This window comes from Pseudocalidococcus azoricus BACA0444 (genome assembly GCF_031729055.1).
GTDB classification, from domain to species: domain Bacteria; phylum Cyanobacteriota; class Cyanobacteriia; order Thermosynechococcales; family Thermosynechococcaceae; genus Pseudocalidococcus; species Pseudocalidococcus azoricus.
Genome location: NZ_JAVMIP010000016.1, coordinates 58,957 through 82,374 on the forward strand (window position 1 = coordinate 58,957; position 23,418 = coordinate 82,374).

Here is a 23,418-nt window from a genome sequence, read left to right on the forward strand (position 1 = left end):
ACCGCCCACTGAGCCTGATCTTTTTTACCGGAGATGGTCATAATAAGTTAGATTCCTTGCTGATCAATGCCTTGGGTCGTTTTTGGCCTCATTTCCCAGCCCGTTTGATGCTTGTGTGCCGGAGTTCTCTATGACTGCTACCACTACCCCACAACCCAGTGCCAATGATGAATTACCCTTAGTGCCCGAAATGACTGGGGGGAGAGTCCCCTTCACACCCCAACACCATCGCCGGATTCTCTGTGTCTTTCCCCGCTACAGTCGGTCCTTTGGGACTTTTCACTATGCCTATGGGTTGATGGGAACGGTGCGGGCCTTTATGCCACCCCAGGGAATTTTGCTCGTGGCCGCCTATATGCCGGAGTCTTGGGAAGTGCGGTTGGTTGATGAGAATGTTCAGTTAGCCACCGATGCCGACTACGCCTGGGCTGATGTGGTGATTACCAGCGGGATGCACATTCAACGTCCGCAAATTAACAATATCAATGCCATTGCCCACCGCCACGGAAAATTAGTTTGTTTGGGTGGCCCTTCCGTTTCCGCTTGTCCCAGTTATTACCCCGATGTGGATATTTTGCATCTCGGCGAATTGGGGGATGCCACGGACAAAATGCTAGCCTACATTGATGAGTTTGGGTCACAGCGGCCGACTGAGCAGATGATTTTAGAAACCACAGCCCGCCTGCCCCTAAACGAGTTCCCCACGCCGGCCTATCACTTGGTAAATATGCGGAATTACTTTTTGGGCAGTGTTCAATTTTCCAGTGGTTGCCCCTTCCGGTGTGAATTTTGCGATATTCCCGAACTCTATGGCCGCAACCCCCGCCTCAAAAACCCCCAACAAATTACGGCGGAACTGGACAATATGCTGGCTTCGGGCAATCCGGGGGCGGTGTATTTTGTTGATGATAATTTTATTGGCAATCGCCGGGCTGTGACAGAACTCCTCCCGCACCTAATCCAATGGCAGAAAGACCGGGGCTATCCGATCCAATTTGCCTGTGAAGCAACCCTGAATATTGCCCAAAGTCCTAAGCTTTTGGAGATGATGCGAGAGGCCTATTTCTGTACGGTGTTCTGTGGGATTGAAACGCCGGAACCGGAAGCCCTGCGGGGGATTAATAAAGACCAAAACCTGAGTATGCCGATCCTCCAGGCCATCCAAACCCTCAATAAATACGGCATGGAAGTGGTTTCAGGAATCATCATTGGCCTGGATACGGATACGCCCCAAACGGGAGAGCGGATTTTAGAGTTTATTAACGCCTCCCAAATGCCGACCCTGACGATTAATCTCTTGCACGCCTTACCCCGAACTCCCCTATGGCGGCGGTTGGAAGCGGAAGGGCGACTGAATGACGATGAATCCCGTGAATCCAATGTTGAATTTCTGATGCCCTATGAAGAAGTAGTGGAGATGTGGCGGCAGACAATTACAACAGCTTATGAACCGGAATTTCTCTATCAGCGCTTTGCCTATCAAATGGAGCATACCTACCCAAATCGAATTGCGGTTCCGGCCAGCCCAGCCCGCGTCAATCGGGAAAATATTTTCAAGGGCCTACGGTTGATGAAAAATATCCTTTGGAATATTGGCATTACGGGCAGCTATCGGGATACTTTTTGGAAACTGGCCTGGCCGGCTTTGAAGCGGGGGGACATTGAGGGGCTGATTCATGTGGGCGTAGTCGGACATCACCTGATTCAATTTGCCCAAGATTGCGCCCGCGGCGATGAAGCGGCTTCGTTCTATGCCCAACGTCTGCGGGATGACCAGGCCAAGCAAGCCAAAAACATGGCCCAGCCCGTCAGTTCTGCCTCTTAGTGCAATTCCTAAGGACGCTCATGGAGAAACCAACGGTCAAGGTTTAAAAGGGCCTGGGCCTGATGACGGGGGGCAATGCCAGCAGCATCTAAGGTATAAGGCGCGAGGGTGTACTGTTCCCAGGCCAGTTGCCATGCTGCATCTAAGGATTGGGGCGGCCGACCGACTTGGAATTGGAGCATCGTGCCATAATGACAAACCAATGCGGCCTGGTACTGCTCCTGCCAGCGTTTTAAGAAGCTCATGGCCACCTCAGTCCCCACTTGACAGGCCCCAAACCAATGTAGATAGGCCAGACATTCCCAACTATGGGGGGTGGGCAAGAGTAGGAGAGCTTTGGTCATTCCCGGTTCAAACCAATCCAGATGGCTCGTTGTCATTGCGGGGGTGATATTTTGCTCCAGAGAATAGTTAACTTCCCAATTCCATAACCACCATTCTAGGGCTTGGCGAGAGCGAATTGGGGTGCTGGCCTGGAAAGCCTGGAGTTCCGCTGGGCTGGGCGTTACCCCGAGAATCCTAGTTGTGATGGCCAGGCCATAGCTCAGTTCCGCCTCCCAGGCCTGATCATCGAGGTCTGATTCTTGGGACAACAGGGGTTCTAACTCAACTGCCGCAACCCTAGCGATAATCTCTGCGGGCGCAATTTCTTGATGGCCCCTGGCTTCAGCTTCTTCTTGATAGTAAAAACGTGAAAACAGGTCAGCACCCTTGATCTCCTGCTCCCAATTGCCAGCATCGGCTCCCCATAGGGTTGTAATCACCGGGTAGCGTTGGGTCTGCTCTCCGTAGCTGTGCATTAACTGCCAGGCCGCCAGATCTTGATCTAATTCAATCGCAATGGCGAGGGCCTTCTGGTTAGACTCCGGTATATCTAAGGCCAAGATGGAGTGGTCAGCTAAGTCAGTATCTGCAATCAGGGCGGCAAGTTCGGCAGGATCATTCAACATGGCAGGCCTGGGGGCAATGGTGTTGGGCGTTTAAATCCTAGTTGGGTTCTAGTGCTTGGGGGGTTATGGCCAGGTTAATTCGTTTGCCTTGGCGTTCGACTTCTAAGTTCACAGTTCCATTTTCGGGGGTGGCTTCCACTTGCTCTTGAATCTGGCGGGCATTGGGGCGATCTTGACGATTGATTTTGGCGATCCAGTCACCGGGTTGAACGCCAGCTTGGGCCGCAGGTGAATTCTCCACAACGGCAATGACGAGGACTCCTTGGTCTTGTTTCACTTGCCAGGCCGGGTTTTCCTGGTTTAACTCATCCCGAATCGGCCCAGAAAGGTTGACCATCCGAATCCCTAAAAACAGGTGGCGGGCCTGGCCGGTGGTGGTAATTTGCTCGGCAATCCGTTTAGCGGTATTGATTGGAATGGCAAAGCCTAAGCCCTGGGCCCCTTGAATAATCGCCGTATTCACCCCGACCACAGCCCCCTCTTGGTTGAGCAATGGCCCACCGGAATTACCAGGATTGATCGCGGCATCGGTTTGGATATAGCTCACCCGTTGATCGGCGGCCCCAATTTGATCACTAGAGCGGCCCGTGGCACTAATGATTCCGGCTGTAACAGTATTGCTCAGACCCAGGGGATTACCAATCGCAATAGCCCATTGTCCAACCACCAGTTGATCGGAGTTACCAAGGGTTAGGGTAGGCAGATTTTGGGCCGCAATTTGGATGACGGCAATATCGGTTAAGGGATCGGCCCCCAAGACCTGGCCAGGAAAGGTTTGCCCATCAGGAAAGGTCACCACCACTTTATTACTGTCCGCAACGACATGGGCATTCGTGATAATTTTGCCGTCTTTTGCAAATACGAATCCGGAGCCTTTGCCAGTGGTTTGTTCGCCAGAGGGGGCCTGGGGGTTAAAGGGATGAGTGGCTGTGGTGCGGCTGGTGTCAATACTGACGATGGCGGGACTGTTTTGGGCAACAATATCGGCAATAAAGTTGGCTGAGGTGGTGGTGGTCGTGAGTCCAGGCCTGGGCAGGGAAACCTGAGTCGAGGTTGACCCCAAAGGATTCAGCGGCATTTGACACCCCACCACCAGGCCCGCCAATACACCTGTCCCCAGCCGGAGAATCCAAGATAAACAATTCCTAGAAGGGCTGGAGTTAGAACTATGGGGCTGATTGGGCATGGTGTGGCACTCGGCGGGGCAGCTTAATTCGGGGAGAGGGGCGATTTCGGTTGGGGCCATAGGTAAATTAGACCAGAAATCCAGGTAAGAGTAATGGCCAGACCATAGGCTCCCCAGGCCCCCCACTGCCAGAGGATTGAGTGCTCAGGAACCAGAAGGGCGGCTACAGCAATAATTTGGGTCACAGTTTTGACTTTGCCCCAGAGATTTGCCCCCGAAATTTGGGTTTGATTCACCCGCCAACCGGCAATCCCCAACTCCCGCAATAAAATTAAAAACACTGTCCAGGCCGGGATTTCTTGCAACTGCACGAGGGCGAGAAGGGGGGCTAAGACGAGTAATTTATCCACCAACGGATCGAGAATTTTGCCCAGGTCACTGACTTGGTTAAACCGCCGGGCCACATAGCCATCTAGCCAATCCGTCAGGGCCGCCCCTAGGAATAATCCTAAGCAAATCCACCGACTAAAAGGGCTACTATCCACCGCCAAAATGCCAATCATCACCGGGGCCACCAGCAACCGACTCAGGGTAATCCAGTTTGCAACGGTCACAACACTATTCCGATAATCACAATAGAAACGGGAAGCATGGGGCTGATGGTGGACTGGACGGAAAAAGAGGTCAAGGGCTGGTCACGGTTAAATTCGGCCTGGCTTTGGCAGTGGGCCGATGGAGCCTGGTTGGATCTTAGCCCTGTTTTAGCCCGGACGGTGGCAGATAGGTTAGCCCAGTTACAGGAAACGCCAAATTTACCGATTTTGTTAATTGTCAGAGACCCGCTGCTGTTCTTGGGCAGTCTTTTGGCGGCGTTAATCTCCGAGCGGCCCATTTTTATCGCCAACCCGGCCTGGCAGACCCAAGAGTGGCATCAAGCTGGGCAAATACTCCCGCCCGTAACCATTTGGACGGATCTAGTCAATTTAGACTTACCCAATTTTGACCAGGCCTCGCGCCCCAAACCCGGTTGGATGATGATTCCCACAGGGGGTTCGAGTGGCCAGATTCAGTTTGCGATTCACACTCAAGCGACAATTTTGGCAGCGATCCAGAGCTTTCAAACCGGCTATGGCCTTTCTAAAATTGACTCTCTCAATCCCTTGCCTCTCCATCATGTCAGTGGCTTAATGCCGGTTTTGCGGAGTTTTTTCACAGGAGGCATGGTTAAATTACTCTCCGATTGGCGAATTTTCGGACACCTACCGCCAGATTTGGTGCAAAATCACATCTTCTCCCTCGTTCCCCGCCAGCTACAAACATTATTGGATTCAGGACAAGCCATCCCCACCCTCCAGGCCTTGCAGGTGATCCTCTTGGGCGGTGGCCCCAGTTGGCAGACTCTTTTGGAGCAAGCCCGGAGCCAAAACCTCCCCCTCTCCCCCTGTTATGGGATGACCGAAACCTTGGGTTTAATTGCGCGTATCCCAGTCAGAGAATTTCAGGACAACCCCACTGCCGCCTATCAAGTCTTACCCAATGTTTCTCTGGATATTCTCAGCCCTGATCCGGCCGGTATTGGGACGATAAAACTGCAAACTCCGGCCTTAATGGTCGGCTACTACCCAGAGCGATTAACAATTCCAGGCCTGATCACTGGCGATTTAGGCAGCCTCAATGGGCATCAGCAATTAACCCTATGGGGTCGGCAACAGCGGCTGATTATTACCGGTGGTGAAAAAGTCCTCCCAGAAGAAGTCGAAGCTGCGATCCAAAATACGGGCCTGGTGGCGGATGTCTATGTCTTTGGCCAGGACGATGCAACTTGGGGGGAAATAGTGACAGCGATTTATGTTCCCGCGGGGCCTGGGGTGACAGAAGCAGACTTAAAAGCTGCCTTGGTGGGTCAACTGAGCCATTATAAACATCCTAAACATTGGCAATCTGTGGCTAAACTGCCCCGGACTCCCCAAGGCAAACTGCACCCTAGGCATCTCAAAAAACTGACTTAAGATTCTCTGAAAGTTTGTGCTAACTGCTCGCCGCCCAGGCCAACCCAGGTAAGGCGATACAATTAAAAAACTGTTTTATCCTATCCCTGGCCCCTGCACTAGCCGATTCATGACTAATACCTACACCACCCTCTTAAATGGTAAACAACTGGCAACTGACCTTGAAATTGAACTCATTGAGACGATTCAAAACCTGAGTGCCAAAGTTGGTCGCCCCCCTGGCCTGGCTGTAATTATGGTCGGTTCTAACCCTGCTAGTGTTGCCTATGTCCGGAATAAAGAACTGGCCTGTAAACGGGTCGGAATCCTCTCCTTTAGTTCCCATTTGCCCGCCAGTACCTCTCAGTCCGAGTTAGAGATCCTAATAGAACAGTTAAACAACAATCCCCAAGTGGATGGCATTTTGTTGCAATTACCTGTGCCGCCCCATTTGGATGAACGGACTTTACTTTACAGAATTGATCCCGATAAAGATGTAGATGGCCTGCATCCGGAAAATTTGGGGCGATTAGTCCGGGGTGAACCTGGCCTGCAAAGTTGTACTCCAGCGGGTGTGATGCGCCTATTGGCCGCCCATAAAATTAAACTTTCAGGTCTTTCCGCCGTAGTCGTAGGTCGGAGTATTTTAGTCGGTAAACCCCTGAGTCTGATGCTATTGGCCGCCGATGCCACAGTCACCATGGCCCACTCTCGCACCCATAACCTCAGTGCCGTAACGCGCGCCGCCGATTTAGTCATTGCCGCAGCGGGTAAACCAAACTTAATTAACGCTGAGATGATTCGCCCTGGAGCCATTGTTGTGGATGTGGGGATCAATCGGATTGAAGGCCCCGATGGTAAATCAATCTTAATCGGGGATGTAAATTTCCAGGCCCTTCAAGGGATTGCCAGCTTCTTAACCCCAGTGCCAGGGGGGGTGGGGCCAATGACCGTGGCCATGTTGCTGCACAATACAGTATGGAGCTATCGCGCACGTCACGGGCTACTCTAGGCAAGATTTATTCAGTCCGGCCGCCCCAGCCCCAGGCGTTTGTGATAGTTGGCGCAGATAGAGAGGATGTTAGTGATGATCTCAGCCGAAAATTTACAGGTTCAAGCCGCACCGGCCCCCAGGGAAAGTGGAGTGGAGTTTAATCTGAAAACCTATCTGCAGGAGCGCAAAGCTTTAGTTGAACAGGCCCTTGAGGCTTCCATTACTATCACCTATCCCGAAAAAATTTATGACTCCATGCGTTATTCCCTCTTGGCGGGGGGGAAGCGGTTACGGCCGATTCTCTGTTTGGCGACCTGTGAGTTGTTGGGGGGAACCCTTGACATGGCCATGCCCACCGCCTGCGCCCTAGAGATGATCCACACCATGTCCCTGATCCACGATGATCTCCCGGCCATGGACAATGACGACTACCGGCGCGGCAAGCTGACCAATCATAAGGTTTACGGGGAAGACATTGCGATTTTAGCCGGGGATGGCTTGCTGGCCTATGCCTTTGAATTTGTGGTGGAAAACACCGTTGGGGTCAAGGCAGAAAAACTTTTGAAGGTCATTTCCCGGTTGGGTCATGCGGTGGCGGCCACGGGCCTGGTCGGGGGGCAGGTGGTGGACTTGGAATCGGAGGGAATCACAGACATCACCATCGAAACCTTGAATTTTATCCACTCCCACAAAACAGGAGCCTTACTGGAAGCCTCGGTATTATCAGGGGGGCTGTTAGCTGGAGCCGAGGGGGATGCGGTGCAGCGCCTGACCAACTATGCCCGCAACATTGGCCTGGCGTTTCAAATTGTGGACGATGTTTTGGATATTACTTCAACCCAGGAAGAACTGGGCAAGAGCATTGGTAAAGATATCCAGGCCCAGAAAGTCACCTATCCCAGTCTGTGGGGGATTGAAGCCTCACGGGTCGAAGCCCAACGTCTCGTGGATTTAGCCAAGGCCGAACTCAGTCCCTTTGATGCCGCGGCGATCCCTCTCCAGGCCATTGCCGACTTTATTACGGCCCGCACCCACTAGCAAGCTAGACTTAGACCCAAAGACACACTAAGGTAGGATGGGCAGCAATAGCCTTCACCTCAGCGATGAACCAGCTATGAATGTTTTAGCGCAAATTCTCCACAACGACTTACTCTGGTTGGCTTTGGCCGCAAGTGCAATTGCCCAAATTCTGAAATTATTGATTGATGTGATTCGCCATCAAAAACTGAATTTTCGCGTCCTGGTGGAAACGGGAGGGATGCCCAGTTCTCATTCAGCCTTGGTCACGGCTTTGGCAACGGGGGTGGGCCTGGAAAAGGGCTGGGAAAGTGTGGAGTTTGCCATCGCGATCATCTTTGCCTTCATTGTCATGTACGATGCCGCTGGAGTGCGCCAGGCCGCTGGGAAACAGGCCCGCATTTTGAACCAAATTGTCCAGGAATTTTTCGAGGATAATCACGAATTAGCCCAATCCCGCCTGAAAGAACTCTTGGGCCATACCCCGATTCAAGTGATTGCTGGTTCAATGTTGGGAATTGCCATTGCTGTGTTTGGGTTGCCCGTGTTCTCCTTTGGCTAAGGCCGGGTGAATCATGATCCAACTGGGAACCACCATTGCTGCCATTGCCACCGCGATTGTCCCGGAACAGGGCAGTATTGGGATTGTTAGACTATCGGGGCCAGAAGCGGTGGCCATTGCCCAACGGATTTTTCGGGGCAGAAAAGACAGGGCCTGGTCTAGTCATCAAGTTCTATATGGCCATGTGGTAGACCCCAACAGTCAAACCGTGATTGATGAGGTTCTCCTCTTGCCGATGCTGGCCCCCCGCTCCTACACCAAAGAGGATGTGGTTGAGTTGCATTGTCATGGCGGTTTAATGCCTGTGCAGCAGGTCTTACAACTGTGTTTAAGCCAAGGTGCGAAGTTAGCCCAACCAGGGGAATTTACCCTCAGAGCCGTCTTAAATGGTCGCTTAGAACTGACCCAGGCCGAAAGTATTGCCGATCTAGTCGGAGCCAAATCCCCCCAAGCCGCCCAAATGGCCCTGGCTGGACTCCAAGGCAAACTGGCCCAACCAATCCGCCAAATTCGTGCTCAATGTCTTGATCTGTTAGCAGAAATTGAGGCTCGCTTAGACTTTGCCGATGATCTGCCGCCCTTGGCTGAAGCTGGGATTCACACCGCATTAAATCAGCTACTTGAGGAGTTAGAGATCATTCTCAGCACGGCTAATCGGGGTGAACTGCTGCGAACAGGGTTAAAAGTCGCCATTGTTGGCCGTCCCAATGTTGGCAAATCCAGTTTGCTCAATGCTTGGAGTCGGACGGATCGGGCCATCGTCACAGATTTACCGGGGACCACTCGGGATGTGGTGGAGTCTTCCTTAGTAGTGGGAGGAATTCCGATTCAAGTGTTAGATACGGCGGGGATGCGGGACACTGAGGATCAGGTGGAAAAAATTGGAGTCGAACGTTCTCGCCAGGCCGCCAGTCAAGCGGATTTAGTCCTATTTGTCCTCGATGCCCAGGCCGGGTGGACTGAAGGGGATCAAGCGATTTATGAGCCGTTAAAATCTCGCCCGCTGCTTTTAGTCATTAACAAAATTGATCTGGCAACTCCTGACTTAACCCCTATTCTGGAACAATTTCCTTGCCACGTTAAAACCGCCGCCGCCCAAGGAACTGGAATTACAGAACTTGAACAAGCCATTCTGGAGCAGGTTCACCAAGGGCAAGTGACGGCTGCTAATTTGGATATTGCGATCAACCAACGCCAAGGGGCAACCCTGACCCAGGCCTGGCAATCCCTCAAGCAGGTTCAGCAGGCCATTGCCGAGCAACTCCCCCTCGATTTTTGGACTATTGATCTGCGGGCCGCCATTACCGCCTTGGGGGAAGTCACCGGGGAAGAGTTAACCGAATCAATGTTGGCGCGTATCTTTAGTCAGTTCTGTATTGGTAAATGACCTCAGACCGAGGCTATGAAGTGCGGAAGAATATTTAATTATTTCTTTAAAAATTTTATCTCAGTGACTTCAAGCAACTAACGAACCTTGGTGGTAAAGCCGCTGGCCTTAAATTGTTCTAGTTGAAGTGGGGTGGGTTGTTCAGCCGGGACACTAATGCGGAGTTCAAATTCACTCAGGCCTGGGGGAACAACTTCAATGGAACCAACTCGAGTGCGATTTTGCATGACCGGATTACCATTGGCATCATAAATTCGTCCAAAAACATCCGCATCCACCACAGTCTTACCGGATTTATTTTCAACTTTGCCAACAATTAAAAAGCAATTAGCCTTCATCATCACCCCACTCGTCACAGCCCCATCCGCCAACTCAGGGGGACAGTCCTGGTAGCCAACATCTAGCAAACGCATTTGGACTACAGCCCAGGCCGGGGGCGGCACGATCAATCCAGGCAGGACAGCACAACAGATTATCAATAGAACCATCCAGAAACGTTGTAGGCTAATGGCGCGCATAGTCTGATATATCCGAGTTGATTGAGGATGAAGCGACTAAAACTTAGCCTAGCCCAAATTTCTAGACATTCGACATTTAACTGTGCAACTATAATTTCTCTGAGCAACCCATCTCATGCTTGTCCTCGACTGGAATATCAAAATGCAAGACATCTTCGCGGATGCCAAGTTTTGTGTACAAGGCGATGGCTGGCTGATCCGCATCTGTAGTGTCGGCCTGGACAAAAATGACGTAGGCTCCACGGTCAGCCGCTATCTGCTTCAGTGCTGTAATCAATGCTGTGGCTATGCCTTGGCGGCGGTGGCCAGGTGCAACACCGAGATCGTAAATGTAGATTTCGCTGCGTTCCTGTTCATACTTTTTCAGCTCATAGGCGGTTAGTCCACCGACAATCTCACCATTTTTCAACGCAACCAGGCCAATAAATGAGTCATCCGCCAATAATCGCTGCAAATAACCCAAACTCGGTCGATTCTGTGTATAAGTGAGCAGGTCATTGAATACCGCACCGAAAAGATCGTTAAGTCCGTTCATTAGAATCAGATCATTCGGCCTAAGGTGGTGAACAGCAACAGACATAAATAACTTCTAAAGTTCAAAACAACGATGCTAACAAGCATTTTATAGATAAAGTAGAAATTTGTTGAAGTGTAAAGCTTTTATCACAACTCATCCGGCCCAGGCCAAGAAATGAAATATCCTGTACCCAGGCCCCAGAAGCAGGTTGATTAAACTAGACCAACTGAATCGAGCGCGGCTGTTTCTCAAACATATGAATCGTGTCCACAAACCGGGCCGTTTTGGATTGGGTGGAGATGACAAGGGACTGAGTCCGGGCCCCACCATTAAAGAAACGAACCCCTTTCATGAGCACACCCGGGGTAATCCCACAGGCCGCGAACAAAACGGTTTCTCCCTTGGCCAGTTCATGGGCATCGTAAATCTTGTCAGGGTCAGTAATCCCGGCTGCTTGCAGTTGCGCTAAATTGCCTTCTTTGGTTTTCCCCGCCCATTCTTTGGTTTTGACAATGGCTGGATCATAGACCAATTGTCCTTGGAAATGCCCCCCCAATGCCCGCATTGCCGCTGCCGAAATCACCCCCTCAGGAGCTGCCCCAATTCCCATCAAGGCATGAATATTCGTCCCGGAAAAGGCACAGGACAAGGCTGCCGACACATCCCCATCGCTGATTAACTGAACCCGGGCCCCCGCCGCGCGAATTTCTTGAATCAATTCATCATGGCGTTCCCGTTTCATCACCACGACGACTAATTCATCAATGGCCCGATCCAGAGATTCCGAGAGAATTTTTAAGTTTTCCGTAGCGGACTTAGAAATATCAACTTTACCTTTGGCTGCCGGGGGAGCCGCTAATTTCTTCATGTAAAAATCGGGGGCGGCAAACAATCCACCTTTCTCCGAAATTGCCAATACCGCCATCGAACCCGGCTGGCCATAGGCACAGAGATTGGTTCCTTCACAGGGGTCAACGGCAATGTCAATTTCTAAAAGTTCTTCCGGGTTACAGAATGCCTCAGCGTTTTCTTGGGTACAAATTCCGACTTCTTCGCCGATGTAGAGCATGGGAGCTTCATCCCGTTCCCCCTCGCCAATCACAATCCGACCCCGCATATGGACTTGATTCATCCGGGCCCGCATTGCATCCACTGCCACCTGGTCGGCCATGTTTTTGTCGCCCTTGCCCATCCATCGCGCTGAAGCAATGGCCGCTTTTTCGACCACTTCAATAATCTCTAAGCCAATGACATTATCCACGCCGTCTCAACCTCCAAAGTTTCTTTGTTATCGCCAGCAAAACCGACAGCAATCAACCATTAAGTCTATCAGGCGGGGGTAACGCCCTAATATTCCGCTGGTGTAAGGAAAGGGAACATTATCAACTGAGTTGTCTAGCCAATCCGGTCAATCTGACTGGGGGATGTATAAATCAGGGGTTTACGGTATGGACTCCCTTAAACGAGCCTGTATCACCCTCTGTGTAAATCTACAGCGGATTGGGTTCATAGAGTCGTGAATCAAAAAAGAGTGGGAAAGGTAGCCAGTTGATGCCAAATCCAGGGTAGAGGGGTAACTGTCCTCTTTGTAACGCTGTTGTCTTCACCCGACTATGCCGCCAAATCCAAAAGTCTAATTTGGCTACCAATGAGGAGGAATTAGCTTTATAGTCATTTCACTTAAGAATGAAACATAGAAATGCTTGAAACCATCACCAGTGGTACTCTTGAATGTCTCACTTTTGGCAGAAATGACTATAGATAACAACGTTTTATTAAGACGGTACTAATTTGTTAACGACTAATTATTTAACGCAAATCATGTTTTGAAAAATCAACGCGCCCTGGAGGACTTGAACCCCCGACATCCGGTTTTGGAGACCGACGTTCTACCAACTGAACTAAGGACGCAGGTTACCTAGGTGAGGGAACGATCAAAGCGGGCTTCAATCCGAGCCGCCTTACCAACCCGATTACGAAGATAGTAAAGTTTTGCCCGCCGGACTTTCCCACGTTGAATAATCTTAACACTCTCAATTCGGGGGGAATGCAATAAAAATACCCGCTCCACACCAACGCCCTGAAAGGTTTTGCGGACAGTAATGGACTTACTAATCCCGCTGTTGCGCATAGCAATCACATCCCCTTCGTAGGGCTGCACCCGTTCTTTTCCCCCTTCTTGGATGATGACTCCAACCCGGACTCGATCTCCAACATTGATGGTGGGTAAATCGGTTTTCAGGTGTTCGGCTTCAATGGAACGAATGATTTCTGTGGCGTGCATGATCGTGTTACAACTCGCGGTCTCTAATCATAACCCATTGGCGGGTCAAAATCTAGAGCCTAAATTTATTGTGCCTGGGACATTCCCTGAGGAAGAATCCGGGCCGCCAGGCCACCGCCAATCAGGCCAAACAAATGCCCTTGCCAAGAAACCCCTGGGACAATGGGTAATACCCCCCAAATTAGACTGCCATAGCCTAATAAGACTAGAACCGAGAAAAAGATGGCCACCCAACTCCGCTCAAAAAAGCCCCGCAGCAGCAGAAATCCTAGGTAGCCAAAGACGACACCGCTGGCCCCGATGGTAATTGTGTTGGGAGCCGCAAAGAGCCAAACCCCCAGGCCACTGACCAAAATCACCATCACACTGACTTCAATAAACAGATCCAGGCCCCGCAAGAGTACCCACCAGCCCAAAACTAGAAATGGCAAGGTATTCGCCAACAGGTGGGCAAAATCAGCATGGAGAAAGGGGGAGAAAATAATCCCAGCCAGGCCGGGGAAACTGCGGGGAGCGATCCCAAACCGGTCAAGACTATCCCGAAAGAATAGCTGATTGACAATTTCAATCGCCCACATCAACCCCACCAGGCCAAACATTAACTGCCCGTGGGTTTTAATTTCCTCCAGAAGGCCCCGTTTCTCTGTGGTCATGGTTTGCGACTAAAGGTTTTTCCGATGGTAGCGAAATTAGCCCCTTGAGTCTAACGCTTGGGAGCCAAAAACATGATCATATTCCGCCCTTCCTGTTTGGGGGCCTGCTGCAATTCTGCCACTGCCTCTAAATCGGCGGCCATCCGTTTCAATAGGGCCTCGGCTAGGTGAGAATGCTGGATTTCCCGCCCCCGGAAGGTCACAGTTGCTTTTACCTTATCCCCGGATTTTAGAAACCGCTCGGCCTGGTTAACTCGGACATTGTAGTCATGCTCCTCAATCTTGTAGCGCATTTTCACTTCCTTGACATCGGAGGTGTGTTGCTTTTTGCGGGCCTCTCGGACTTTCTTTTCCTGTTCGTACTTAAACTTGCCATAGTTAATAATTCGACAGACGGGGGGATCCGCTTTATCACTGACCAAGACGAGATCGAGTTCCTTCTCGCGGGCGATCACCATTGCTTCGGAGGGGGCCATGATCCCCAGTTGGCTGCCATCGGTATCTACTACTCGAATTTTTGGAAACCGAATCCGCTCATTGATATTAGGCTGATCTTGCTGGCTTTTTTTGATAAGTACCACAGGCGTTAAAACTGAATAGGGATAATAGTGATCAAGCTGAGTCTTGCCCTTTACCAAGAAACGACAAAACAGCCTCTGTTCCAGGCTACAACCATTCTAATCAAGAAATAAATGTCCTTCACAACTCTAGAAAAAGTATAATTAACTTAGTCTATGAACCGAGTTGGGGATGAGACGGCCATAGTCAATATTCGTCAGACTCAAGCAAATCTTTCCGGCCAATTATCCTGAGTCAAGTTGGGGACAGGTATCCTGATGGCTAATTCCGGGACTCCCGTTGCCCAGCTTTTGCCCTACTGCCCGTGATGGTTTCAAATCTTTTAGTATTTCGTTTTAAGTAAAATAATGATAAATCCTCTGAAGTTTACCAGGGGCTACCAATCATCGTAAACGCGGCCCAATAGTAGGGGTGATTCAGGGCGCGGTTAGGGACATTGGCCAGGCCTGGGGGAAGTTTAATGGGATTGGGCCGGTTTGCGGAGATCAGTTCACCATCTTTAATCGTCACCTGGCCGCGAATCATGGCTAGCTGGGCCTGGCGGAGAGCTTCGGCTTTAATGGGGGCCTGGCCCAGTTGTTGATAAAACTCTGTCATTAGGCCTAGTGTCCCCTCATCGCTGACATACCAGAGACTAGCCAAGGCGGTTTTAATCCCTGACTGCACTGCCAGCCCCGCAAATCCCAGTTCCGCTTGCTCATCCCCCACCGCCGTCCGACAGGCACTTAGCGTGAGAAGATCTGTAGTCGGTAAATTGAGCCGGAGCCGCCGCATTTGTTCCAAGTTGACGCGCCGATCACTAAAGGCAATAAAGGAATCTTTGACCGAACCCGGATTAAACTCTCCGTGAGTTGCGAGGTGGACAACTGCGAAATCTTCCCGCCGCCGTTCGGCTTCCAATCTGCGCACCGTGAAGTCTTGGTTGAGGAATTTCACCCCCCCGCCCAAATCCTGGGTAATGGTGGCTAATTCAACGGGGACAGCCGGTAACGGGCTTAAATCAGAGAAGGTATCTGCCCCCATGGCGAGAATTTTGTCTTGGCGAATATCTCTATAGGTGGGGTCAATCATCGTCATGCTGGGAACTAACCCGAGAGCATACTCTTCAACCAGGAATCGCTGACCATTGTGTAAGGCTGCCAGGGGAATCGTGCGTAAACCTGTATCTAAGGAGAATAGGAGGGTATCTACCTTTTGAGCTTGTAGATCTGTTTGCAGGGGTTGAATCAGAATTTGATAGAGCTTCTGGGCATTGCTTAGGTAGGCATTAGTGCCAATAAAGCGCGGATCGCGGACTTGATTGCTAAATTGTTGGGCTAATTCACTCAACTGGGCCTGGGTAACTCCGGGGATGACGTGACGAATTGGTTCTTGGCCACCTGTGACTAAGAGTAACTCTACCTGTTGCGGCCGACTCAGGACATAGATTACACCTGGATTTTTACCGGTTTGGTTGGCAATTTTGGCCAGGATGCCTTTCACTTCTTCTAAGGATTGTGGACGTTGACACAGAGAGCGACCAAAGTAATTGCTAAAGGTTTGGCATTGGAGTTCTTCAATCAGAGATACCTCAATAGCAAAATCACGATTAATCAAGGTTAAGGGTGGCGGATTAACCAGGGATAAGGTTGATTGACTATTCTCTTGCCCCTGAAGCACGACACTGGCCTGTTGTTTTTGTTCGGGAGTTAGGGAGGGAGTGGGGCTAGGGGTTGGGCTAGGAATTGGGGTTGGTGTGCCCAGGGTGATTAGCTCAAAGTTCCCGACTGTGGCACTGGCTGGAAATGTTTGCTCAGAAATCGTGTTATTTGTTCCTGTCGTAATCGCTCCCACTGTGCCATTTTCACTACTTCCCCCAACGACAAAGGGAGCCGCACTGTTAATCTGAATCCTGATGTTACCGTTGCCCGTTCCCCCAGCTGCGGAAATGCTGGCGTTAATCCCATCTTGATCAATAAAGGTATCCGTGGCCTGGAAACGGGGGCCAGCCATAATATTGACCGTTCCTCCTTGAGTACTGCCCTGAGCATCAATTGATTCAACTTCAATAGTCTGACCATTGAGCGTGACCGTTCCCCCATCACCCGCATCGGCAAAAGCAGAAATCGTCGCCAGGTTAATATTACCTGTGGCAGTTGCTGAAACTAGGCCCCCATTGCCCGATGGAGTCCCACTTAAACCAAAACTGGTTGTTGCAGAAGCGATTAACTGGGCTGTACTGCCACTGATACTGCCACCACTAGTCAGACGAATTTGCCCTGCGTCACGGGTACCCGCATCAGCATAGAACGTTCCCGCCAAATTAATATCACTTCCAGCTTGCAAGGTTAGCTGAGAACCCACCCCCTGATTAGTTCCCAGGTCAATACCATTGAGGGCGTTAATACTTCCATTTTGGCTAATAACAGTTACCGTTGCTCCCGTCCCATCAGAGCGGGTCAAGATAAAGCCAAGGTTGATGTTACCTGGGGCCTGCATCGTAATTGTCCCTTGTTGGGTTGGGCTGGTGGCACTGATTATTCCAGCTGTCGTATCAATAGTTGCCCCTTGCAAATTAATATTTCCAGCCGCTCCAGCGAAGTTGTTAGTCATTAAGCTTCCGGTTACTAAACTACCGGCTGCCAATAGCCTCAAGTTGCCACCATTCGTGGTGATATTGTTGAAATTGAGGTTCCCGCCTGTTGATTGAAATGTTGTGCTGGAACTTATGGCTATGAGGGGACTATTAAAGGTTTGGTTTCCTGATGTAAAGACATTACCAGCTAAGGTTGTAGAACCCGTGCCCACAATGGATGTCAAGGGAGTTATCTCACCAATAGTGCCATTAATATTGAACTGACTGCCTGTAAAAGAGATTGGAAATGCACCATTAAGATTTCCATTAAAAGTAATTGTTCCAGCGTTAGCTAGTAAATTAGTGGCACTGGTCAGTACAACATTGCCATTGAAAATCTGATTTCCAGAAGTCGTGATATTACCACCGATAAAAATGGTATCTGAGGCGGTGGCGGTGACATTTAGTAGATTAGGAGATAGGAGATTACCAATTGCGCCATTAACGAAAACATCAGCACCTTGTAATGTCACAGCTCCAGATGTATCAATTGCCCCAGTGGAGAGAATGCCACTCGTGAGGGCCTGGATTGAACCGCTGCCAGCATTTAAGGGGCCGGTTGTAATTGCTCCGGTGGTTGTAGTTGTACCCAGGCCAATGGCTCCTCCTTGGCTGGTGAGTCTGCCTGTGGTAATTGATCCATTGGTGGCAATGTTAATTAACTGCCCATTTGTGGAGATGGTGTTTGTCTGAATACTGCCTGAACCCGATGGAACCGCTGCAATATTCTCTAAGGTAATACCACCAGCCAAAATTTGCGCTAAGTCTATAGCACTGGCAAAGGTTCGCAATGTAATGCTTGAATTATCTGTTCCAACAAGATTAAAACCTTGAGTATTAATATTGCCTAAGGTGCCGAAAACAACCGGATCAGAAAAACTTAAATTGCTAGCTAGTGTAATACCACCGCCAGTTCCCAATACAATTAGACGGAAGCCATCAGCTAAAGGCAAAAAGTTACTGGAATTAATGGTCAGCGCACCTTGAGTTCCTACGGTTAAACTGCCTGTTCCACTGACACTACCCGGGCCACCTGTGGCAAGAATGGTATCCCCTAAGACAACGACATCTCCGCTGCCAGTATTGACTGCTCCATTAAACGTAATCGTATTTGCATCTAACTGGAGTGGCGTACTCGGGGTTGCATCACTAACAATGACATTGTTGTTAAAGAGCAGATTATTATCAACGGCAATATTTTGAGTAACTGTTGTCAAACCCGTGGTCGTGAGAGTATCTGGTGTTGCAGAATTACCAACGGCTCCCAGTGTAATGCCTTGATTGCCTGTGAGGATAATATTACCATTGGTATTCAACGCCCCGCTGATTAACGTTCCTGCTGTCAGTAAAGAAATATTTCCATTGGTGCTGCTAATCGCGCCGGTTTGAATCGGGCCAACTTGTAAGTTAGTAGTTGGATCCAGGCCTGGACTTGTGGAGACAATGATTCCCCCTGTTTCTGTAGAGAGAGCATTAACCGTTATTGCTTGCCCCTGTAATGTCAAACTCGCACCACCCAGGCCAGTGATATTAAAACCATTGCTGTTGATACTTGGAGCAAAAAGGCGCAGGGGATTAGCAGATGTTAAATTATCGGTAAGGCTGATTCCCCCTCCGGATGGTGAACTTGGGGCAGAATTGATTGCCAGCGTAGAGAACCCGGTTGAAAAAGGATTTAAGAATGCCTGATTAAGTGATAAAGAATTTTCTGTTAAAAGTGCTAAAGTACCACCAGTAGCCGTCACACTATTAGTACCGCCATTAAACTGAAATGGATTACTGCCATTAGCATCCAGAAGTAAATTATGATTCCCAACATTGAGAGAGCTACTGAAAATAATGTCCCCAGCTTGAGATGAAAGTGAAAGGGGGATTTGCAGCGATGTTGGCGTAGCTGGGTTGAGGACAACAGGGCCAGTGTAGGTTTGATTGCCAATGGTAGTGATATTACCGGTAATAGTTGTTGTGTTAGCCCCCGAAGTAATGCTCAAAAGACTGGGGATAAGTGTCTCACCAATAGCCCCAACAGTGACTTCTAAACCAGTCAGAGTGACAGAGCCTGGCGTATCAATCGTGCCTGTTGTCAGATTACGCCCCGTACTGGCCTGGATTGTCCCAGAGGTGCTGCTCAGGTTGCCGGTGTTAATCTCACCTGTTCCTGAAGTCAAGTTTACTGCTCCGCTAAAGGTATTGATACCGCCCAGAGTAATGGCCCCGCTTTCAGTCGCAATATTGATGCTGCCATCTTGACTGGTTAAGAGTCCGGTATTGACTGCACCGGTTCCATTTGTGATCGCAACATTCCCCCCCCCACTCGTAATCAAACCAATTACAATATCACCGGCAGCATTATTGAGATTAATTGCACCACCGTTACTCACCAGGCCTGGAGTATTAATATCACCGCTAATACTCGTCAGGTTAATGGCTTGTCCACGGGTACTAATCGTCTGGGAGGTACTGATACCCACAGGGGCGGTTAAAGTAACACCGCTGAACCCAAAGTCAGAGGCATTGAGAAGGTTAATCGTTCCATTTTGGCTTTGGGCCCGAAACTCACCTTCACCACTAATGCCTTGGGCTGCGGGTGTAATTGCGCCAATACTGATGTTGTTAACGGCATTTATTTCAACTCTTGCATTGGCAGTGGGGCTGGTCAGGATGCCAGATGTAGTATCAACATCAAAACCAGTCAGGCTAATCATGCCATCATCAAAGGTATTGGTGAGACTACCAGTATTAATATTACCGTTGGTCACAATTTGAATCGTACTGCCATTGGCTGTCAGTGTCCCGCCAGTTGTATTAATCAGCGCAAAAGATAAACTGGTCAACGGGTTGGCAAAATCATTACTGGTGCTAATCGTAATTGGTTGTCCTTGAGTTGTAATGTTACCTGTGACAACGCCATTTGTGCCAAAGCCTTGTAATGTTACAGATGCATTATCTACTGCGTTAATTGCATGACCTTGAGTATTAATGGCAGGCCCAAATAAAATGAGCGGATCATTAACAGTAATATCACTGGTTAGGACTACAGCAGTGGAGTCAGGTGCTCGACTCGCTAAGGCAATAAATTCAAAGCCATCGGCTAGGGGAGCAAGTATCGATTGATTCACCACCAAGGAGTTATTAGACGCAAAGATAATCCCCTTACTTCCACTAACGCTACCCGGCCCGCCATTAAAGATTAAGGCATCTGCACCATTAGCAAACAGTTCTAGGTAGTTGCCTCCAGCCGCTAGAGTATTGCCAAAGGATAAAATGCCGTTTTGAGAGGTTAAAGTTAGTGGATTAGTGGCAGTGGTAGGACTACTAGCATTGATGGTTACGGATCCGGTATAAAGCTGATTGCCAGAAGTTGTAATTGACTCTCTAATTGTTGTTGGGCCAAGGGCAACTAAGCTAATGGGAGCAAGTGAGCCACCCACTTGTCCATTGAGAGTAATACCGTTGGTGGCCTGGAGTGTGAGAGTCCCAGACGTATCTAATGAACCCGTTGCCAACGTCCCAGTGGTTAGTAATGCTAAGGGACTATTGCCACTATTAACTGAACCCAGTGAGATAGGAGATGGGAGTAGGCTAACTGCGGGATTAGTTTGACTACTACTGGTGGAGACGATAATTGATCCATTGGCAGTAGTCAGGCCATTTGCCGTCACCCCCCCAGGCCCCTGAAGAATCAAACTAGCATTGTCAGTTCCTGAAATATTAAATCCTTGAGTATTAATCTGGGGAGCTAAAATACGCAGGGGATCGGTGACTGCAATATCGGAACTTAAGCGGACTTGTGAGGACTGGCTGGCCAGACCAATGAGGTTAAATCCATCGGCAAACGTATTGATTAAACCCTGATTAACAGTGAATAGACCATTTGTGGCCAAAGCAATTGTGCCACCAGGCCCTGTAATACTGTCATCACCCCCATTAAATTGAAAGTTGTTAGCAACTAGGGCAACAAGGTTACTGGTCATTGAGAGTTGATCATTAAAAATCAAAGAGCCAGTGGTAGATTCCAAGGTAAATGGCACAGTAGCATTACTATCAGGCGCAATACTGACAAAACTGTTATAGGTTTGATCACCTCTTGTCTTAATGCTTTGCTGGAGTTGAGTCCAAGCATCAGTTTTTGTCGTTAGAGTCCTCATCGTTAGTTGTTGTGGGCCAGCAATGGAAATTTGATGACTTACATTAGGATCAACTGGCCCACCTGCGGAGTCTCCGGCACTTAAGGAAACATTTAAGCCGGAAAAGCTACTGTTAATGCCGCCCAACAGAGTAATTGCCCCAGAAGCAATCATTGAGAGGGTTGGTTGGTTATTCGCTGTATGGTTGATTTTAGCATCAGCGTTTTGAAGAATATCGCCGCCACTGATATCAATATTGGTATTTAAGGTAACGTTGGTATTGCTGTTTAAAGCAGAATTGATTAACCCAACATCAACGACAGATGTACCAATCGCTCCACCCCCAGATGCAACAATTGTAATCGCCGTGGGATCGAGCAGCCAAGTTCCAGCCGCCCCTAAATTTGCCCCTGCATCAACACTGCCACCCAGAATACTGAGGATATTTTTACTGGAAGTTTCAATAAATCCGCCATCTCCTCCGAGCGTTCCCCCCCGAGCTGTAATTTGGCCATTAAACCTGGTTTGATCCTGTGACCATAAAATGACGCGTCCCCCATCCCCGGTATTAAGCGCATTGGCCGCAATCAGAGAATTTCCATCAACATTGACAAACTGGGCCTGGGGTAAGGTGGCGCTGCCTTGATAGTCACCGCCAATGCGAATTGTGCCACCGCCTAAGGGGCCATTAGCCCTGAGAGTTGCTCCAATTAAATCAATACTGTTACCTACGACTGTAATTGAGCCGCCGACCTGGGTGGAGTTGAGATTCGAGCTCGTATTTAAGTCCCCCGTGATACCTACCAGGCCTGGAGTTGCCCAGATATTCTTACTCCCTAGGCGAATTGAACCATCGGGATTAACAGAGACTTGATTGACATGAGCGGCCCCAGGCCCAGTTAAAAGCTCCGGCAAACTTAAAATGGGTAACTGCCAATCATGGGGTAATGAGTCTCCCGGTTGGGGTGTGCGGACATCAAGACTCAGTAACTGCCCGGCCTGGGAAATCCGCACTAAGCTCTGGCCTGGGACTGCGGCAACCGTAATCTCCCCCCCTGGAGCCGAAAGATTGCCCGTATTCACCACGTTTCCACCCAGCAAAAGCAGGGATTGGCCTGGGTTAACGCTCAAGTTTCCTTCATTGACAATTGACCCGGCCTGGTTTCCGGTAAAGGCAAAGCCAATGGGATTACCACCTAAGTTTTGAAAATTATTTGTTCCATTGAGACTAAACCAGCCCCCCCTAAACTCAACCCCAGTCGCCGTAGTCGCAGCGAAGGTCGCCGGAACATTGAGTTGAGCATTGGCCCCAAAAATAATTCCCGCCGGGTTGATCAAATAGAGATTAGGATTACCCCCTGTGACTTGGAGCAAACCATTGATGACAGAAGGATTACCGCCATTCACCCCCGCTAAAATATTTCGCAACTGAGGATTGGCAAGGAAATTGGCAATTTGTCCATTGTTGAGGCCAAACTCTCGAAAGAGGTGAAATAGGTTCCGCCCATCCCCAGAAAAAGCCCCACCGCTGATGTTGAACTGTTTGCCATTGACTTCAACAATTGTGCCAGTGCCGTTGGGGGCCGGAATAATCTGGACGTTTTGGGCCAAAGCCAAGGGCATCGTGAGGACAGAGCCAAGCAGCCCCAGGCCAATCTGCTGCCATGAAATCCACTGCTTGACCATCACTACTATTGCCCTCACTTATAGCCCTAGCTACCCCAGCGATTCACTACTAGGGCAACGATATACAGCTAGTTTTACCAAAGCCTTCTCCTCTGGGCAAGACGGAATGGGTCAATTTTTATGTATTTCAGGTTTCTGTGACATCTGTGGAAAACCAGTTCCCAAGGATAGAGCATTCTCAGGATTGAGGATTAGGGAATTCGACTGTAGGGGGAATCCCCTCCTCCGGTAATCTAGGAAAAGACGTTTGTATCCACCGCCCTATTTATTAACCCAGAGAATTCCCTATGATTGCGTCAGAGAAAGAGAACTTTACCTTAGGTATGGCAGTGCGGGTAAAAACCTCTGTGTTGGTCTATCACCATCCTGAGCATCGTGGGCAAGCCTTTGACATTCAGGGCTTAGTCGGCCATATCACAGGCATTCTCCACGAATGGCAAGGGCGACCCATTAGTGCCAATTATCCCTACTGCGTCAAGTTTTCTCCAAAGTTTTCGGCTCATCTTCAGGCCAGTGAACTAGAACCCGAGACTGATGCTTACAGCAGATTCTCCAACTAGGTGGCACAGTAGCAACAGTGAGTATAGTAGT

Annotated in this window: 17 protein-coding genes and 1 tRNA gene; 7 read left to right on the plus strand and 11 right to left on the minus strand. The window is 49.6% G+C overall.

The window, feature by feature from the left end:
• The first annotated feature begins 130 nt into the window (after positions 1–130).
• Complete coding sequence (locus RIF25_RS13315) at positions 131–1,825, plus strand: B12-binding domain-containing radical SAM protein (protein ID WP_322879022.1); 1,695 nt, start codon at positions 131–133, stop codon at positions 1,823–1,825.
• Positions 1,826–1,833: 8 nt separating this feature from the next.
• On the opposite strand, the gene RIF25_RS13320 is transcribed toward RIF25_RS13315, so the two are convergent.
• The 3 genes from RIF25_RS13320 to pgsA are packed head-to-tail and all read right to left on the minus strand — an operon-like array spanning position 1,834 to position 4,515.
• On the minus strand, positions 1,834–2,775 hold the full coding sequence (locus RIF25_RS13320) for a DUF4253 domain-containing protein (RefSeq protein ID WP_322879023.1): 942 nt from the start codon (positions 2,773–2,775) through the stop codon (positions 1,834–1,836).
• A gap of 37 nt (positions 2,776–2,812) precedes the next feature.
• Entirely contained in the window at positions 2,813–4,021 is a 1,209-nt protein-coding gene (locus RIF25_RS13325; protein WP_322879024.1) for a trypsin-like peptidase domain-containing protein, read from the minus strand.
• On the minus strand, positions 3,985–4,515 hold the full coding sequence (pgsA, locus tag RIF25_RS13330) for a CDP-diacylglycerol--glycerol-3-phosphate 3-phosphatidyltransferase (RefSeq protein ID WP_322879025.1): 531 nt from the start codon (positions 4,513–4,515) through the stop codon (positions 3,985–3,987). Before pgsA ends, RIF25_RS13325 begins: the two co-directional genes overlap by 37 nt.
• Positions 4,516–4,560: 45 nt before the next feature.
• On the opposite strand from pgsA, the gene RIF25_RS13335 reads away from it, so the two are divergent.
• From RIF25_RS13335 to mnmE, 5 genes are all read left to right on the plus strand, one after another.
• The gene (locus RIF25_RS13335; protein ID WP_322879026.1) at positions 4,561–5,910 is read left to right on the plus strand and encodes an AMP-binding protein; all 1,350 of its coding nucleotides are present in this window, start codon (positions 4,561–4,563) and stop codon (positions 5,908–5,910) included.
• A 109-nt stretch (positions 5,911–6,019) separates the two neighbouring features.
• Positions 6,020–6,901, plus strand: a complete 882-nt coding sequence (folD, locus tag RIF25_RS13340; protein WP_322879027.1) for a bifunctional methylenetetrahydrofolate dehydrogenase/methenyltetrahydrofolate cyclohydrolase FolD — start codon at positions 6,020–6,022, stop codon at positions 6,899–6,901.
• A 75-nt stretch (positions 6,902–6,976) separates the two neighbouring features.
• The gene (gene crtE, locus RIF25_RS13345; RefSeq protein WP_322879028.1) at positions 6,977–7,921 is read left to right on the plus strand and encodes a geranylgeranyl diphosphate synthase CrtE; all 945 of its coding nucleotides are present in this window, start codon (positions 6,977–6,979) and stop codon (positions 7,919–7,921) included.
• Positions 7,922–7,997: 76 nt separating this feature from the next.
• Positions 7,998–8,462 carry a divergent PAP2 family protein gene (locus RIF25_RS13350; RefSeq protein ID WP_322879029.1) on the plus strand — a complete coding sequence of 155 codons (465 nt, stop codon included), beginning with the start codon at positions 7,998–8,000 and terminating at the stop codon, positions 8,460–8,462.
• Positions 8,463–8,478: 16 nt separating this feature from the next.
• Positions 8,479–9,849, plus strand: a complete 1,371-nt coding sequence (gene mnmE, locus RIF25_RS13355) for a tRNA uridine-5-carboxymethylaminomethyl(34) synthesis GTPase MnmE (RefSeq protein ID WP_407682422.1) — start codon at positions 8,479–8,481, stop codon at positions 9,847–9,849.
• 77 nt (positions 9,850–9,926) lie between these two features.
• Here the strand turns inward: mnmE and RIF25_RS13360 are convergent, their stop codons facing one another.
• From RIF25_RS13360 to RIF25_RS13395, 8 genes are all read right to left on the minus strand, one after another.
• Positions 9,927–10,337, minus strand: coding sequence for a hypothetical protein (locus RIF25_RS13360; protein ID WP_322879031.1), 411 nt, complete (start codon positions 10,335–10,337; stop codon positions 9,927–9,929).
• A 118-nt stretch (positions 10,338–10,455) separates the two neighbouring features.
• Positions 10,456–10,947 (minus strand): AAC(3)-I family aminoglycoside N-acetyltransferase, encoded by a 492-nt coding sequence (locus tag RIF25_RS13365; RefSeq protein WP_322879032.1) that lies wholly within the window; start codon positions 10,945–10,947, stop codon positions 10,456–10,458.
• Positions 10,948–11,101: 154 nt separating this feature from the next.
• Positions 11,102–12,145 (minus strand): class II fructose-bisphosphatase, encoded by a 1,044-nt coding sequence (gene glpX, locus RIF25_RS13370; RefSeq protein WP_322879033.1) that lies wholly within the window; start codon positions 12,143–12,145, stop codon positions 11,102–11,104.
• Positions 12,146–12,722: 577 nt separating this feature from the next.
• Positions 12,723–12,795: transfer RNA gene (locus RIF25_RS13375), tRNA-Trp, on the minus strand.
• Positions 12,796–12,802: 7 nt separating this feature from the next.
• Positions 12,803–13,168, minus strand: coding sequence for a 50S ribosomal protein L19 (gene rplS, locus RIF25_RS13380; RefSeq protein WP_015123714.1), 366 nt, complete (start codon positions 13,166–13,168; stop codon positions 12,803–12,805).
• Between the two features lie 65 nt (positions 13,169–13,233).
• A complete protein-coding gene (locus RIF25_RS13385) occupies positions 13,234–13,821 on the minus strand; it encodes a rhomboid family intramembrane serine protease (RefSeq protein ID WP_322879034.1) in 588 nt (195 codons plus the stop codon).
• 50 nt (positions 13,822–13,871) lie between these two features.
• Positions 13,872–14,402 carry a translation initiation factor IF-3 gene (gene infC, locus RIF25_RS13390; RefSeq protein ID WP_041431135.1) on the minus strand — a complete coding sequence of 177 codons (531 nt, stop codon included), beginning with the start codon at positions 14,400–14,402 and terminating at the stop codon, positions 13,872–13,874.
• A 364-nt stretch (positions 14,403–14,766) separates the two neighbouring features.
• Positions 14,767–22,827 carry a CHAT domain-containing protein gene (locus tag RIF25_RS13395; RefSeq protein ID WP_322879035.1) on the minus strand — a complete coding sequence of 2,687 codons (8,061 nt, stop codon included), beginning with the start codon at positions 22,825–22,827 and terminating at the stop codon, positions 14,767–14,769.
• 287 nt (positions 22,828–23,114) lie between these two features.
• On the opposite strand from RIF25_RS13395, the gene RIF25_RS13400 reads away from it, so the two are divergent.
• Complete coding sequence (locus RIF25_RS13400) at positions 23,115–23,387, plus strand: ferredoxin-thioredoxin reductase variable chain (RefSeq protein WP_322879036.1); 273 nt, start codon at positions 23,115–23,117, stop codon at positions 23,385–23,387.
• Positions 23,388–23,418: the final 31 nt, after the last annotated feature.

What these genes read in the sequence shown, in the direction of transcription:
- RIF25_RS13315 (WP_322879022.1), top strand. Translation starts at nt 131, where the DNA reads ATGACTGCTACCACTACCCCACAACCCAGTGCCAATGATGAATTACCC.
- RIF25_RS13320 (WP_322879023.1), bottom strand. Translation starts at nt 2,775, where the DNA reads ATGTTGAATGATCCTGCCGAACTTGCCGCCCTGATTGCAGATACTGAC.
- RIF25_RS13325 (WP_322879024.1), bottom strand. Translation starts at nt 4,021, where the DNA reads ATGGCCCCAACCGAAATCGCCCCTCTCCCCGAATTAAGCTGCCCCGCC.
- RIF25_RS13335 (WP_322879026.1), top strand. Translation starts at nt 4,561, where the DNA reads ATGGTGGACTGGACGGAAAAAGAGGTCAAGGGCTGGTCACGGTTAAAT.
- folD (WP_322879027.1), top strand. Translation starts at nt 6,020, where the DNA reads ATGACTAATACCTACACCACCCTCTTAAATGGTAAACAACTGGCAACT.
- crtE (WP_322879028.1), top strand. Translation starts at nt 6,977, where the DNA reads ATGATCTCAGCCGAAAATTTACAGGTTCAAGCCGCACCGGCCCCCAGG.
- RIF25_RS13350 (WP_322879029.1), top strand. Translation starts at nt 7,998, where the DNA reads ATGAATGTTTTAGCGCAAATTCTCCACAACGACTTACTCTGGTTGGCT.
- RIF25_RS13360 (WP_322879031.1), bottom strand. Translation starts at nt 10,337, where the DNA reads ATGGTTCTATTGATAATCTGTTGTGCTGTCCTGCCTGGATTGATCGTG.
- RIF25_RS13365 (WP_322879032.1), bottom strand. Translation starts at nt 10,947, where the DNA reads ATGTCTGTTGCTGTTCACCACCTTAGGCCGAATGATCTGATTCTAATG.
- rplS (WP_015123714.1), bottom strand. Translation starts at nt 13,168, where the DNA reads ATGCACGCCACAGAAATCATTCGTTCCATTGAAGCCGAACACCTGAAA.
- RIF25_RS13385 (WP_322879034.1), bottom strand. Translation starts at nt 13,821, where the DNA reads ATGACCACAGAGAAACGGGGCCTTCTGGAGGAAATTAAAACCCACGGG.
- RIF25_RS13395 (WP_322879035.1), bottom strand. Translation starts at nt 22,827, where the DNA reads ATGGTCAAGCAGTGGATTTCATGGCAGCAGATTGGCCTGGGGCTGCTT.
- RIF25_RS13400 (WP_322879036.1), top strand. Translation starts at nt 23,115, where the DNA reads ATGATTGCGTCAGAGAAAGAGAACTTTACCTTAGGTATGGCAGTGCGG.